Origin of the sequence: Paenibacillus sp. GM2, from assembly GCF_900069005.2 — a bacterium.
In the GTDB taxonomy this organism is placed as follows: domain Bacteria; phylum Bacillota; class Bacilli; order Paenibacillales; family Paenibacillaceae; genus Fontibacillus.
On sequence record NZ_LN831279.1, the window covers coordinates 2112520 to 2125239 of the forward strand.

Genomic DNA, 12720 nt, shown 5'->3' on the forward strand with positions numbered 1-12720 from the left:
TTTTCTGTAAACGAAGGACACGATGAAATGATCACCGTGCCCTTCATTTATCTATGGTCTAAGCGCCTGCTTCTTCCAATGGAATAAATTCCTGCTTCAGCAATTTGACGCGTGAAATTCTCTTGTTGTCAGTTTCCTCTACGATGTATATACAACCATCATATTCCACAGTTTGACCGACCTGGGGCGGCAATACTTCAATTCTTGAATAAAGCCATCCGCCAATCGTATCATAATCATCAGAGTCCAGTTCTAATCCGAAGCGATCATTTACCGAATCAATCAGCATCAGACCGTCAATGGAATACACATCCTCTCCGATTTGTTCAATACCTGGTCGCTCCTCATCAAATTCATCCTGGATTTCCCCAATGATCTCCTCAATGATGTCTTCTAGCGTAACAAGACCGGAGGTTCCACCGTATTCATCAATCAGAATCGCGATTTGACATTTGCCGCGCTGCATCTGCTTCATCAGATTGCTAATCGGCATGGACTCTGGCACAGCCATAATCGGACGAATCAAATGATAATAATCATCTGTATTAGAGCGTATCAGATCTTTAATATGAATGAAACCAATAATATGGTCCTTATCTTGATTACATACAGGATAACGAGTGCGAGTACCCTCCAGAGCAATCTGTAAATTCTCATCCATAGAATTTTGGGTGTAGAGACAGATCATCTCGGTACGTGGGATCATAATCTCTCTTGCCGTTGTATCGGCAAATTCAAAAATATTGTCAACCAGCGACATTTCCGTGCTGTCAATCAGTCCGCTCTCGCTGCTCTCCTTCATCATCACACGGATCTCTTCCTCCGTATGCAATGATTCCAGTCCGGAGACCGGCGTAATGCCAAATAATCTCAACAGACCTGCAGACATCGAGTTAAGCAACCACACAGCCGGATACATAATTCTATAAAATATTTTCATCGGCGGCGCAAACAATAAGGTCACAGCTTCGGCCTTGCGCACCGCAAAGGTCTTCGGAGCAAGCTCTCCGAGCACAATATGAAACATAGCGATAAGCACAAAAGCCAGCGTTAATGAAGCCGCATGAACCGAGCTCTCACCCATTCCTGCCCATGCGAATACAGGCGTTAGAATCCGGGCTACAACCGGTTCACCAAGGAACCCAAGCCCCAGTGAGCATAAAGTAATTCCGAGCTGGCAGGCGGATAAATAACCTTCCAGATGATTTAATAAGTGCTTGGCAGTCATAGCACTCTTGCGTCCTTCTTCGACCAAAGCGTCAATCCGGCCGCTCTTGATTTTGACGATCGCAAACTCGGCCGATACGAAAAAACCGTTTAGCAAGACCAATAACAACATCAGTCCTAATGAAAAAAGACTCGGTAAGGGGTCAGTCAAGACGTATCCTATTCCCGCTTATTACGGAGAATAGGTGCACCTCCTTCGCGGTATAAAATAATATTGCTGTTTATTACGGTTATATATTGTCAACTCCCCAATGAACTCATCTCCTTTTAAAGTTGTTACATCAATGAACTAAATGAGTGTTCAAAAAGATCGGTTTTCCGCACCGAGAAGGTTGGACGAAGCTACGGGCAAAGACGTGGGCTCCACGATCTCATAGAAAACGAATTCGTGAGCCTGTGCTTGAAGCTGGTGTGTGAGCACCAAGCATGTTTCCGCAGGAAACATCGCTTCGTAAGCTCGCTTAACCCCGGCTGAATCCAAGACTTGCTGTCGGATAAGCGCTCCGTGTTTCTTCGTGTTAGATATAGAATGGATTCTCGTTATCCACGGAGTTGATGAAATTCTATATCGCAAGAAAACCTGCATTGAAATCGGTCGCTCATTCTTGGATGACTTCGATTGGTTTTCTTATCCAAAACGATCTTTTTGGAACTACATCTATAATTATATTATTATACACTACACAGTCAAACCATAGTGTATGACTGGGGTACAGGCGTTTTTTATGAAAAATATCCACTCTATTCTCACGATTCCACAATGTGTTAAATAACAGGAAAAAGGGACTGTCTCAAAAGTCGATTTACCGACTTGGAGATGCCCCTTTTGCGTTTAACCTGATCACCCGGACATTTTTGACCCTTAGCATTGCTGCTTTGTTACTTTGCCCTTGAAACGGACCGTACGATTGTGTCCATGGCAAGGGCAAAGGTTGCGTATAACCGCAATTTTTGCTTCTAAAGGTCAGAAATGTCCGTTAGAAACATGTAATTGTTTTTTCTGGCTCTACAAATGCTCACTCTTGACCGCCTGATAAGTTCGATGACGCTGGCTTTCCAGACAACTAGACGCTAGACAGCGGTTGCTTTCCTATTTCGCTTCTTGCTTTTAGCAGCAGCCTCTTGTAGGAGGTACACTGCCCGAAGCATATGGATATTGATATTTCAGCGGCTCGTCAAAGGTAGCATAGTCGAAGTTCACCATCAGGAGCATCGTTCTGACCCCGGTTTTCGGGTCGCTAATAATAATGTGGTCCCGACCGGCAGCTTCCAGCACACCCTTGAAAATTTTTGCGTTCCATTCCGAGTTGTTCTCATAAGTCATATAGAAGGTACCGATCTTCCCGAGATTGAGGCGCAAAATATTTTCAATATAGGATTGCTCGAAAACTGGCGTTTGGGTAGGCACAACGGTTCCCGCTGAAGTCATCGGGCTGCCTACTGGAACCTGCGGCGGCATGGTAGTAGTCTGGGGATGTCCTGTAGACATCGGTGAATAATTGCCTCCTGACGAATAACTGCGAGGAACCGCATATCCGGCATTATAACCGGCCGGGCGATAAGGTTGTGTGAACATGAATCAATTTCCTCCTTAAAATAAAATTACAGTCAAGCGCTAATATACACTTGGGCAATCTTCGCCGGAAGGAGCAAAGAAGCAGTGGGCTTTGAATCTTCCGGTATTCTGCTGGTTATACCAGGTAGCCGGACAATCTCCGGCTGGTCTGAAGAACCATAATGCGTTGCTGGCTGGCCAAGTCCTCTCACCGTTAATCGCTCTCTGGGCCAGACGGATATCCCGATCGCGCGCTCTTTGATAGAAGTAGCCTTTTTGCGTTGCCTCGAAGCCGCCAGGTGATTGAAACACCATATCGTCCATACTGCGGATATTTTTGAAATCAAGGCAATCGCCAAGAATCCGATTCACGCCTACGTTCCCTACCATGAGCATTCCGAGCTCGCCTTCGCCTTCGGCCTCAGCGCGAATCAATCTTGCCAGGAGACTGACATCTGAGGAGTTCGTTTTTATGACTGCCACGTACCGCCCCCCTTTCCTCACTTCTCAACGCTATATCGTATGTGCAGGAGCCTATATTGGTGCAACAATATAGAAGAATATGATGGCAAAGACATCGATCCACTAAAAATCATATTCGCGCTGTATGCGATTTCAATTTTGAATATTTCGTGTCTATTTCTATGGACGCGCTTACATGAATAGCATATACTGTAAATGAATATGGATAAAATACAGCACTTCATATGCGTACTCACCCAGAGCTCCTTCCATAACACCTTTTAGGAGGTTCTCACATGAAAATCGCGATCATTGGCGGTGGACTTGCCGGCTTAACTGCCGCCGCTTACTTATCCAACAGTCCAGACACCGAAGGTACGGTGTTCGAACGCAGCCCGCAAATCGGCGGACGAGCGTTCACTTATGAGAAATCGGGTTTTACATTGAATTTTGGGGCACATGCGGTTTACGGAATCGACAGACACACGCTGCATAATATGGAGAATGAGCTGGGTCTTCAGTTCCAGAGCAAGCAGGTCGATAAGCGCAAAGTAGTGTATGCCAAGCATGAGGCTCTCACGCCGGCTCCACTCGACTTTGTTAATATTATGAAGACTGATGTACTCAGCAAGCGGGAAAAAGTCAGGTTCATTACTGAAATTGCTGCCGTAATCGGGCATCTCCATCAATTGAAGAACCACCGCACATTGGGAGAGTATCTGGATCACACGAATGCATCCCAGGACGTCAAAGAACTATGGGAGCATCTGGTCTGCTCCAACTTCTTCATCAGTCCAGAGGATGCTCGCCAAGTATCCGGCGAAGTCATCGCTGATTATTATCACAATTTATTCCTCTCCGGCAGGCCGGTAAGCTACATCCTAGGCAGTTGGTCCTCCATTACCAATCAGCTTCGCGGTAAAGTCGAAGCGAATGAGAAGTGGAATATTGCTCTCAAGGAGCCTGTTGAATCCATTCGGATGGAGAATGGCAAGTACATTCTGAACACCAAGAGCCGGGAAGCACTTGAGTTCGACCGAGTTGTTATGGCGATGCCGGTTCAGCAAATCGCCAAGCTGCTTGAGACCACATCCTGGAATCAAGCATTCGAGCCGTACAAGAACAACACGCCAAATGAGGTACTAGTATATGATATAGGCCTCTCCACAGTGGTCTCGCGACCGTTCCATTATATTAGCGATATGGACAACAAGCTGTTCATCAGTGATGTGTCGGCCACCGACCATACCGTGGCTCCATCCGGTGGGCAGTTATTGCAAGGCATCGCTTATCTAAATGATGACTCCTTAAGCGAGGAAGAGAAGAAGCAGTACCTGGATAACAAGGTCCAGCAAATGGAGAAGCTGTTCGATACGTATTATCCGGGCTGGCGTGAGGTCACCGAAGTCAAGCGGATGTCGAAGAAAGCTATGGTATCCAGCGTCAAAAATATCGTTACGAATCGAATGTTGCCGCTTCAGCTTCCGGATGTGCCTTTCTTCTTCTGCGGTGACGGTTGCGAAGGCAAAGGGGAATTGGCGGAACGCGCCTTCTCCAGCGGCAGGTCGGTAGCCAAGCTGCTCCTGTCCCGGACCGAATCTTTAGCGCACTAATCAAGTCTTATCTATTATATATAGGCATACAACAAGAGCTGTCCGCCCAGGACAGCTCTTAGCATTCTTGTACTATGAGGCCTTAATACTCATGAAGTCCGCGATAGGTTCGACCAAGACGTTCAAATCCATAGTAACGACTGCCTTGGAACGTCAGCTTTCCTTCGTCTCCTTCTGAGCATTGGCCATATTCCTGCCCGCTTACTACAAATTCAAGACGGTCCCCGCTCTCAACCTCAAAAGTAACGAAATACTTCGTATCCGAGCGATTCACGGACGTCTCCGTATCATGCCTGTGAGATACCTCGGTCCGTTTGCCCACGATCACTGAAGTCACACTTAGTACAGGCTGTCGGTTATTAGCAAAATAACGTCTAATTCCACTCGCCGATGTCAGGAGAATCACCCCAAAGATGACGACGAGAAAGATCGGAAAAGCGGTATTCATTACCCCCAGCATTTCAGCCCATGATTCCATTCTTCTCCCTCCTAAGATCCAACTCGAGCGGTGTCTTCGCGAGCCCTTTGAAGCCCTGTCTTTTTTATGTATATGCCGTCTTACTTAAAACTTGATATTTGCAAATGTAGGAAAATATGAGATCTTGTCCTAAAATAACAGCAAAAGCCCCCGATTCCTTTTTGGAATCGGAGGCTATATTTCGATCGTTTGGCTTATAGAGTTATGCATAGTACATTTGCAGAAGTTGACGTGTTTCTTCGGCACCGTCATGTTCTGCTTCCAACATCCCTTTCTTGGCCCAGCAATCCTGGCAAGCTTCTTCTGTCGTACACAGATGAGCGTCTTCACAAGTATAGCAGAATTGCAGATAATTGCGGGTAGTTTGCTCTTGGTTCATGGTTTTCATGATTACTCACTCCTAAGTTTCATTTTCGTTAGAGTCTCTCTTGTTATTTCTGTTCCTCTTTACAAGTTAAATATATCACAAAGTTTCAGGTCAACATGTGATTATTTTCACAATATTAGAAATATCACAAATTCTTTTTATTCAATTTCTCCTCTACTTACTGGCCCTATAAAAAAAGCCGGCATGTGCTACAGCACGCGCCAGCTTCTTCCCCCATCCGAAGTCTGCATAAGCAGTGAGCGTTTCCCGTCACTCTTGGCCACAAGCAGCCAGCCGAACTTCGCCGTGAAAAATTGCAATTTTACCACTTGATTGTATGCTAAATCCGTCATCACATCATGCAGCTTCCCGTTAACCGGCAATGCGGTCCAGGTCATTCCTTGATTCGTTGTGTGGTATACCGCACCGTTACGAATATTCCAGCCTTCCAGGCTATTGAGGAAGAATGGGGCAGCTCCCTTATTCGTCTCCGTAATCCAATCGATATCAAATGGAGCATAGGTCCAGGTCTTCCCGCCATCCGTTGTAAAATATCCGTTATACTTCACAGCATCATCCCGTGAGCATCCCACCGGAATCCAGCCGATATCCGAATTATTGAAGAAAGTAGGCGCCCCCGTCAGAAAACCGGAACAATTCTTATACTTACTCATATCGAAGAATTGATCGCTCTTATTCCAGGAGGTTCCCCCGTTCCTCGTCACATAAAGCTCCGGATGTCCGAACTCCACCGCACTAATGTATCCCAGCTTGTCGTTTGAGAATGTCATGGATACGGAGTTGCTCTGAATTGGCGTTGAATTCGTGGCCTCAGGCCCTGTCGGGAACAATGGAGAACTCATTACCTTCTTCCAGCTTGCTCCGCCATTATTGGTTAAATACAGCGTTTTCGTTGTATCGTTCTTTTGACTGTTATCAATCGTTAAGATCCAGCCCCGGTCCTCACTAATAAAGAATACGGAAGCAACCTCATTTGCCTTGGGCAAAGAGGTCATCTTCCAGGTAATTCCCCCATCAATCGTCCGAAGCACAATGGCCTCGCCGGACTCGCTAAAATTACGGATAATCCAGCCGTGGGTCGGACTCACAAAATAAATGTCTTTCCCATATTGGGGATTGCTGGAGAATAACACCGACGTTGCTGGAGATATGTTGGTCCAAGTTTCACCGCTGTCATTTGTCATGTACAGACGAAGTTCACTGCGGGTTGTTCCCCAAGCAAGGCCCGTGGAATCCCCCAGCAGCTGAAAATCCGTCAACCTAGTCTGAATCTCATATTTTTGTGTCTCATTAGCAGGACTATTCGCAGCCGGTTTATTTCCTACGGAATCCATATTAATAACAGTCAAGGTTTGTCCTTCTTCAGAAAGCTCACCCGCTTGATCCTTAGGATCAACTGCAGGCGCTTGGGAAGAACAGGCAGTCAGCAGCATGCCCGCTACTGTGACAATCACGATTAACGTATACCACCTTCTCAAGAACTAAAACCTCGCTTTCACATCTCGTTCATTCCAATCATTATACTATATGATTTCTCTCCAGGACTCTTTCATTTCTCACTAAGCTTAATTATTGAGCTATTACGGCTTTACAAGCTAATTACAATCTATTGTCTTTGGCAAAATTCACCGAGAAATGTTGATCAGGCTTATAGACGGCAAAGGTATAACCTTTACTTTTCAAATAGGAGATCACATCCGGCAAAATCTTAACGGTCTGAGATCGTTCATGCATAAGAATGACTTCTCTGTCGCGATGAACCTGCTTCTTCACCTGCTGCAAAATTTTCTCAGGGTGTTTCGAATAACTCCAGTCCATGGAATCAACCGTCCAATCCCACATTTTGAAGCCAGCATCAACGATATCATCACGGAATTTCTTATCAATCATTGGCGCACTTCCGTAAGGAGCACGGATCAGCCATGGCGGCGTTCCAATAATCTCCTCCATCATTCCTTGTTCCTTCTGGAACTCCTTAATGAAGGGACCACTGCCATGATCATACAGCTTCTTCTTATCATGAGTCATACTATGCATACCGATATAATTGCCTGCCTCATACGCCTTCTTTACTGCTTTCTCATTGCCTGACAAATTCCCGCCGACCATAAAGAAAGTAGCATGAATCCCGTTATCATTAAGTATTTTGACAATCTGTGATGTAAACTTGCCGGGACCATCGTCAAACGTTAAGTAGATCACTTTCTTAGCGTTATTTTGATCATCCTTCTCCACCGGCTTCTTCGAAGCATCGTTGTTCTTATCTGCCGGAGTCTGGTTCTTGCCTTGATCCTTATCTGCCTGGGAGTCGTCCTTGCCGGAATCCTTAGGGTCTTGAGCCCCTTGACCTTGATCCTGTTCCTCCTGCTTGCCATGATCATCAGAATTCGTGTTAGAGGAAGGTTGGTCTGAATTTCCATCCTTATTTGAAGAATTATCAGCAGGGTTATCACCCTCTTGAACAGCTTCAGGTCCCGAGGAAGTGGAATTGTCCTTCTGACTTTCCAATTGAGGAGATACGACCGTAGCCGAGGAACCTGTCTTATCATTCATTAAACTCTTCGATGCAACTACAGATAAAATAATTGCAGCCGACGCCAAAATTATCGCGATAGTAACAATGGGCTTAATTCGACGTTTTCTCTTGTTTCTCGATTTTCTTGGTCTCATGATGACTGGATCTTGCGTGTTTCTGGAATTAGACATTCAATATCACCGCTGTTCCTATCTTTATTTATATTAACATTAATAGAATAATATATTTAACTTACGCCGTCCTTACAGAATGGTTACAATCTATTACGGCTAAGTAAGTATATCTGAATCACTAGCAGGCAGTCCTGCATAAAATGCGTCGTATTATGACATAAATAAACCATCACCAAGGATAACGAATCCATGTTGGCATATTTCTTTCGACAATATATATTAAAATTTTGTAGTTTAAATCATAACTTTTTGCTTCAAATTTAACCCATTTCATGTACAATGAATGAAGTACGATTTACCGGGTACATACATATATGTACTACTTATCGAGCCAATAAGGAGTGAAGATCATGGAACCTAAAGTTTCTTCAAGTAAAGTCGTTATTATCGGTACCGGTGCCGTTGGAGCAACCACCGCCTACACTTTATTGCTTCGGGAACGAGTATCAGAGCTGGTTCTGATTGACGCAAACAAAGAGAGAGCGTTAGGGGAAGCTCTTGATATGAACCACGGTCTGCCTTTTACAGGCGGCATGAAAATCTGGGCGGGCGATTACAGCGATTGCGCTGGCGCCGACATTATCGTCATTGCAGCCGGAGCGTCCCAGCAGCCCGGCGAGACAAGAATCGACCTGTTGAAGCGCAATGCCCGTATTTTTGACAGCATCATCCAGAACATAGTGAAGTACAATACCCATGGTATCATCCTTGTCGCTACGAACCCAGTGGATATTTTATCCTATGTATCCTTGAAGAAGAGCGGTTTCCCTTCCAACCGGGTCATTGGCTCCGGCACGCTGCTTGACAGCGCACGCTTCCGCTACCTGATCGGCGAGGCGAAGGAGATCAATCCGCGCAGTATTCATGCTCATATTATCGGGGAGCACGGGGATTCCGAATTGCCATTGTGGAGCCTAGCTAACGTAGCCGGGATCGATGTGGAATTCACAGATGAAGAGCGGGAAAGTATTTTCGAGAGCACCAAGAATGCCGCCTATGAGATCATTAATGCAAAAGGGGCAACCTTCTATGCCATTGCCCTGGCGCTCGATCGGATCATCGTCTCTATTCTGAAGAATGAAGCTTCCGTCCTGAACGTCTCTACCCTGTTGAATGACTACAACGGAGTATCGGATGTATATCTTGGAGTACCTTGTATTGTAGACAGTACAGGAGTGCGAGAAGTGCTCGATCTTGAACTTAATGATGAAGAACTTGAGAAATTCCAAGCTTCAGCCAACAAACTCAAGGCCGCTATTGCCGAACTTGAACTGTAAAATAAGAAAAGCAGCCAACATGCGGGTTAACCTGCGAATTGGCTGCTTTTTTTAGTAAAACATGATATTTATATTTTGGTTGCTTCGACGGATTGGAGATACATTTGCTGGTATTCACCCTGGCTCTGGACCCAAAGGCGGTAATCCCTCTCCGCTCTGGCCCGATCCTGCTCTGAGATATAACCATCCTGCACCATCTGCTTGCCTTTGAAATCAGCAACCTCAGCCCAGATCAGTGCTTTGTGGATAAAATCCGGATCTTGGCGTTGAGTGAATTCAAGTTGGGACAGAGATACGATATCGTTCAGTTCACCGGTCCTCTCCATCAGCTCGGCCAAATGGTCGGCCATTTCATTATCCATCCCGGCATCTGAGCGCCAACTCAGGAAAGCATTGTAAAAACTTTGCATCGACGACGGAATCGGTGGACTCCATTCTATTCTATGATGGTTATAATCAAGTATGAGCAATTTTCCACCGCTTCGAACCCTTTTGACCATCTGTTCAATTGCCGTGTAAGGGCGGCTCAACCATTGCAACACCCTGGCAGAAGTCACGATATCAAATTGCTGTTCCAACGGAAGATCATAGATATCTCCGACTTCAAAGGAGATCCCCGCTGTTCCCTGCATTTCTGCTCTCGCTTTGGCAATCCAATCCGGATTGTTATCGATGCCAATGACTAAACCTTCCGGGCCAGTGATCTCTGCAATTCCCCGCGTAATTGCTCCGGTTCCACAACCTATGTCCAGTACGCGCATTCCGGGTCTGATCAGCTCGGCCAGCCGCTTGTGTGAATCCGCCAGCGTACGTGCGTCAATCACACCAGAATGATTTAATACCGCTCTTCTCTTTGCCGCTTCATCACTCATGCATTCACCCACTTCCTCAGAAGTTGTTCAAAGTTCGCTTTGGAATAAGTAAACTGACCTTCTATTTAGTAAATCACAATATTTCCTTCACGTCGCTTCTCGCGGTCTTGGCGGCTGATGAGACGATTCATCGCTTCCAGATAAGCCTTCGCACTCGCCTCGATGATATCTGTGCTCACGCCGCGGCCGTTAGCAGATGCCTCCCCCTGCCTCAGCACCACATGAACCTCACCTTGCGCATCCGTTCCATGGGTTACCGAATGGATTGCGTAGTCTTCCAGTTCGGCAGCAATGCCGGTTGCTTTGGCAATCGCTTGGTACACAGCATCCACCGATCCGTTGCCCACCGCGGCCTCTTCTACCCTATCCCCGTTCTCCTTCATAATACGAACCGCTGCAGTAGGCATCGTCTTATTTCCATAAGACACTTGAATATTGTCCAGCGTAAGCGGCTTAGGTCCCTCTGCCAATTTCTCGTCCAGCAAAGCCCGGATATCTTCGGACAGAATATTCTTCTTGCGGTCCGCCAATACCTTGAACTTGGCAAAAGCGATATTAAGCTGCTCCTCGTTAAGCTCATAGCCCAGATCGATTAATTTCTCCTTGAACCCATGGCGGCCTGAATGCTTGCCAAGCACGAGCTTGCTTGAGCTTGCGCCAATCGTCTCCGGCGTAATGATCTCATAGGTGCTGCGATTCTTCAGCATACCGTCCTGATGAATGCCCGACTCATGAGCAAATGCGTTCGCGCCTACAATCGCCTTATTGCCAGGCACGCTCATCCCGGTTAATTTGCTGACCATACGGCTAGTACGGTAGATCTCACTCAAGTTCAAGGATGTTTTCGCCCCGTAATAATCACTTCTCGTCTCCAGGGCCAACGCGACTTCCTCCAGGCATGTATTCCCCGCTCTCTCGCCAATCCCGTTAATGGTTCCCTCAAACTGATCAACACCGTTTGCGATCGCGGCCAGCGTATTGGCCGTCGCCATCCCCAGATCATCATGGCAGTGCGTGCTTAGCTGAATCTTCTCAATACCCGGTACACTAGATTTGATCGTCTTGAACATATTGCCGAATTGCTCGGGAGTTGCAAAACCCACAGTATCCGGTAAATTAACAACACAAGCTCCGGCATCAATTGCCGTCTTGGTCACCTCGCAGAGGAAATCGATCTCGGTGCGGCTGGCATCCTCTGCGGAGAATTCAACCTTGCTGAAGAACTTCCGGCCATAGCGAATCGCTGATGCAGCCGTCTCCAAAATTTTTGCCTTATCCATATGAAGCTTATGCTCCCGGTGGATCGGCGATGTGGCCAACACGAGATGGAGGCAAGGATCTTCGGCCTCACGCAGCGCTTCTACAACTGCATCGATATCCTTCATGTGACAACGGGCCAGACTCAGCAGCGTTGCATTCTTGACCTGTCTTGATACCGCACGGATGCTCTCGATCTCTCCCGGAGAGGCTGCGGCGAAGCCCGCTTCAATCCGATCGATCCCCAGCTTCTGAAGCTGAATCGCAATCTCCACCTTTTCCTCCGTCGTCAGGCTTACTCCCGGCGATTGTTCCCCATCACGCAATGTCGTATCAAACACGTAAATTTTCCTCATTTTCTGTTCCATCCCTTCAAAATGATATTAAAAAAACCTCTCACGCCTCTGCTACAGGCCAAATAACCTGTGCAGGGGCGAAAGAGGTTCTCTTCCACGGTACCACCCTTGTTTTGCCGTCTACCTCAAGCCAGCAGGTTCCAGGCGGACCCTGAAACTGCCAAACTGTAATTTACGGCCTCAGATGAATCATAACCACTTTAGGGTCAGATCCAAAGATGCAATAACGGGCAAAACCCGGCATCTCTTAATTACTTCCATCCGCTATATACAGAAGCGTTCGGAGATGCAGCTCCAAGGCGAGTTGATACGCTGATTAAGGCGGCGATTTCAGCATGTTCGCCGTTCTCTGGACATAATCCCTCGTATCCGGTCCTTATCTTAGCTATTCCCTATTCGATTAGAGGTTGTTTAAAAAGCCCTCTTTTTAAACATGTACTTCCAGGCTTTTTTACGCCGGAACAATCAATAACAAATCAAAAAACCCCTCTCATCCCGCGCATCAAATGCGCCATGGGACGAAAGG

11 protein-coding genes are annotated in these 12720 nt (G+C 46.5%); 2 read left to right on the forward strand and 9 right to left on the reverse strand.

Annotated features, from left to right (window positions below):
• Positions 1 to 58 precede the first annotated feature (58 nt).
• The 3 genes from BN1360_RS19230 to BN1360_RS19240 form a co-directional block, all read right to left on the reverse strand.
• Positions 59 to 1339 carry a hemolysin family protein gene (locus BN1360_RS19230; RefSeq protein WP_179016275.1) on the reverse strand — a complete coding sequence of 427 codons (1281 nt, stop codon included), beginning with the start codon at positions 1337 to 1339 and terminating at the stop codon, positions 59 to 61.
• A 996-nt stretch (positions 1340 to 2335) separates the two neighbouring features.
• Positions 2336 to 2803: a spore coat protein GerQ gene (gene gerQ / locus BN1360_RS19235; RefSeq protein WP_068781428.1), complete on the reverse strand. Its 468-nt coding sequence runs from the start codon at positions 2801 to 2803 to the stop codon at positions 2336 to 2338.
• Positions 2804 to 2842: 39 nt separating this feature from the next.
• Positions 2843 to 3265: a cell wall hydrolase gene (locus tag BN1360_RS19240; protein WP_068781429.1), complete on the reverse strand. Its 423-nt coding sequence runs from the start codon at positions 3263 to 3265 to the stop codon at positions 2843 to 2845.
• A 275-nt stretch (positions 3266 to 3540) separates the two neighbouring features.
• On the opposite strand from BN1360_RS19240, the gene BN1360_RS19245 reads away from it, so the two are divergent.
• A complete protein-coding gene (locus tag BN1360_RS19245) occupies positions 3541 to 4857 on the forward strand; it encodes an FAD-dependent oxidoreductase (RefSeq protein WP_068781430.1) in 1317 nt (438 codons plus the stop codon).
• An 82-nt stretch (positions 4858 to 4939) separates the two neighbouring features.
• Here BN1360_RS19245 and BN1360_RS19250 read toward each other — a convergent pair whose 3' ends face one another.
• From BN1360_RS19250 to BN1360_RS19265, 4 genes are all read right to left on the reverse strand, one after another.
• On the reverse strand, positions 4940 to 5335 hold the full coding sequence (locus BN1360_RS19250) for a DUF2500 domain-containing protein (RefSeq protein WP_068781431.1): 396 nt from the start codon (positions 5333 to 5335) through the stop codon (positions 4940 to 4942).
• Between the two features lie 202 nt (positions 5336 to 5537).
• On the reverse strand, positions 5538 to 5723 hold the full coding sequence (locus BN1360_RS19255; protein WP_068781432.1) for a hypothetical protein: 186 nt from the start codon (positions 5721 to 5723) through the stop codon (positions 5538 to 5540).
• Between the two features lie 188 nt (positions 5724 to 5911).
• Entirely contained in the window at positions 5912 to 7201 is a 1290-nt protein-coding gene (locus tag BN1360_RS19260; RefSeq protein WP_148466612.1) for a WD40/YVTN/BNR-like repeat-containing protein, read from the reverse strand.
• Between the two features lie 121 nt (positions 7202 to 7322).
• A complete protein-coding gene (locus tag BN1360_RS19265; protein WP_069188385.1) occupies positions 7323 to 8393 on the reverse strand; it encodes a polysaccharide deacetylase family protein in 1071 nt (356 codons plus the stop codon).
• Between the two features lie 389 nt (positions 8394 to 8782).
• On the opposite strand from BN1360_RS19265, the gene BN1360_RS19270 reads away from it, so the two are divergent.
• Positions 8783 to 9709, forward strand: a complete 927-nt coding sequence (locus tag BN1360_RS19270) for an L-lactate dehydrogenase (RefSeq protein ID WP_068781435.1) — start codon at positions 8783 to 8785, stop codon at positions 9707 to 9709.
• A 68-nt stretch (positions 9710 to 9777) separates the two neighbouring features.
• Here BN1360_RS19270 and BN1360_RS19275 read toward each other — a convergent pair whose 3' ends face one another.
• Together BN1360_RS19275 and BN1360_RS19280 are read right to left on the reverse strand one after the other, a co-directional pair.
• A complete protein-coding gene (locus BN1360_RS19275) occupies positions 9778 to 10581 on the reverse strand; it encodes a class I SAM-dependent methyltransferase (RefSeq protein WP_068781436.1) in 804 nt (267 codons plus the stop codon).
• A 65-nt stretch (positions 10582 to 10646) separates the two neighbouring features.
• On the reverse strand, positions 10647 to 12194 hold the full coding sequence (locus BN1360_RS19280; RefSeq protein WP_068781437.1) for a 2-isopropylmalate synthase: 1548 nt from the start codon (positions 12192 to 12194) through the stop codon (positions 10647 to 10649).
• Between the last annotated feature and the right edge of the window lie 526 nt (positions 12195 to 12720).

Bases quoted from the DNA above. Each gene is read 5' to 3' on its own strand.
- BN1360_RS19250 (WP_068781431.1), bottom strand. From the start codon at position 5,335: ATGGAATCATGGGCTGAAATGCTGGGGGTAATGAATACCGCTTTTCCG.
- BN1360_RS19265 (WP_069188385.1), bottom strand. From the start codon at position 8,393: ATGAGACCAAGAAAATCGAGAAACAAGAGAAAACGTCGAATTAAGCCC.
- BN1360_RS19230 (WP_179016275.1), bottom strand. From the start codon at position 1,339: ATGTTGTTATTGGTCTTGCTAAACGGTTTTTTCGTATCGGCCGAGTTT.
- BN1360_RS19255 (WP_068781432.1), bottom strand. From the start codon at position 5,723: ATGAAAACCATGAACCAAGAGCAAACTACCCGCAATTATCTGCAATTC.
- BN1360_RS19245 (WP_068781430.1), top strand. From the start codon at position 3,541: ATGAAAATCGCGATCATTGGCGGTGGACTTGCCGGCTTAACTGCCGCC.
- gerQ (WP_068781428.1), bottom strand. From the start codon at position 2,803: ATGTTCACACAACCTTATCGCCCGGCCGGTTATAATGCCGGATATGCG.
- BN1360_RS19280 (WP_068781437.1), bottom strand. From the start codon at position 12,194: ATGAGGAAAATTTACGTGTTTGATACGACATTGCGTGATGGGGAACAA.
- BN1360_RS19270 (WP_068781435.1), top strand. From the start codon at position 8,783: ATGGAACCTAAAGTTTCTTCAAGTAAAGTCGTTATTATCGGTACCGGT.
- BN1360_RS19275 (WP_068781436.1), bottom strand. From the start codon at position 10,581: ATGAGTGATGAAGCGGCAAAGAGAAGAGCGGTATTAAATCATTCTGGT.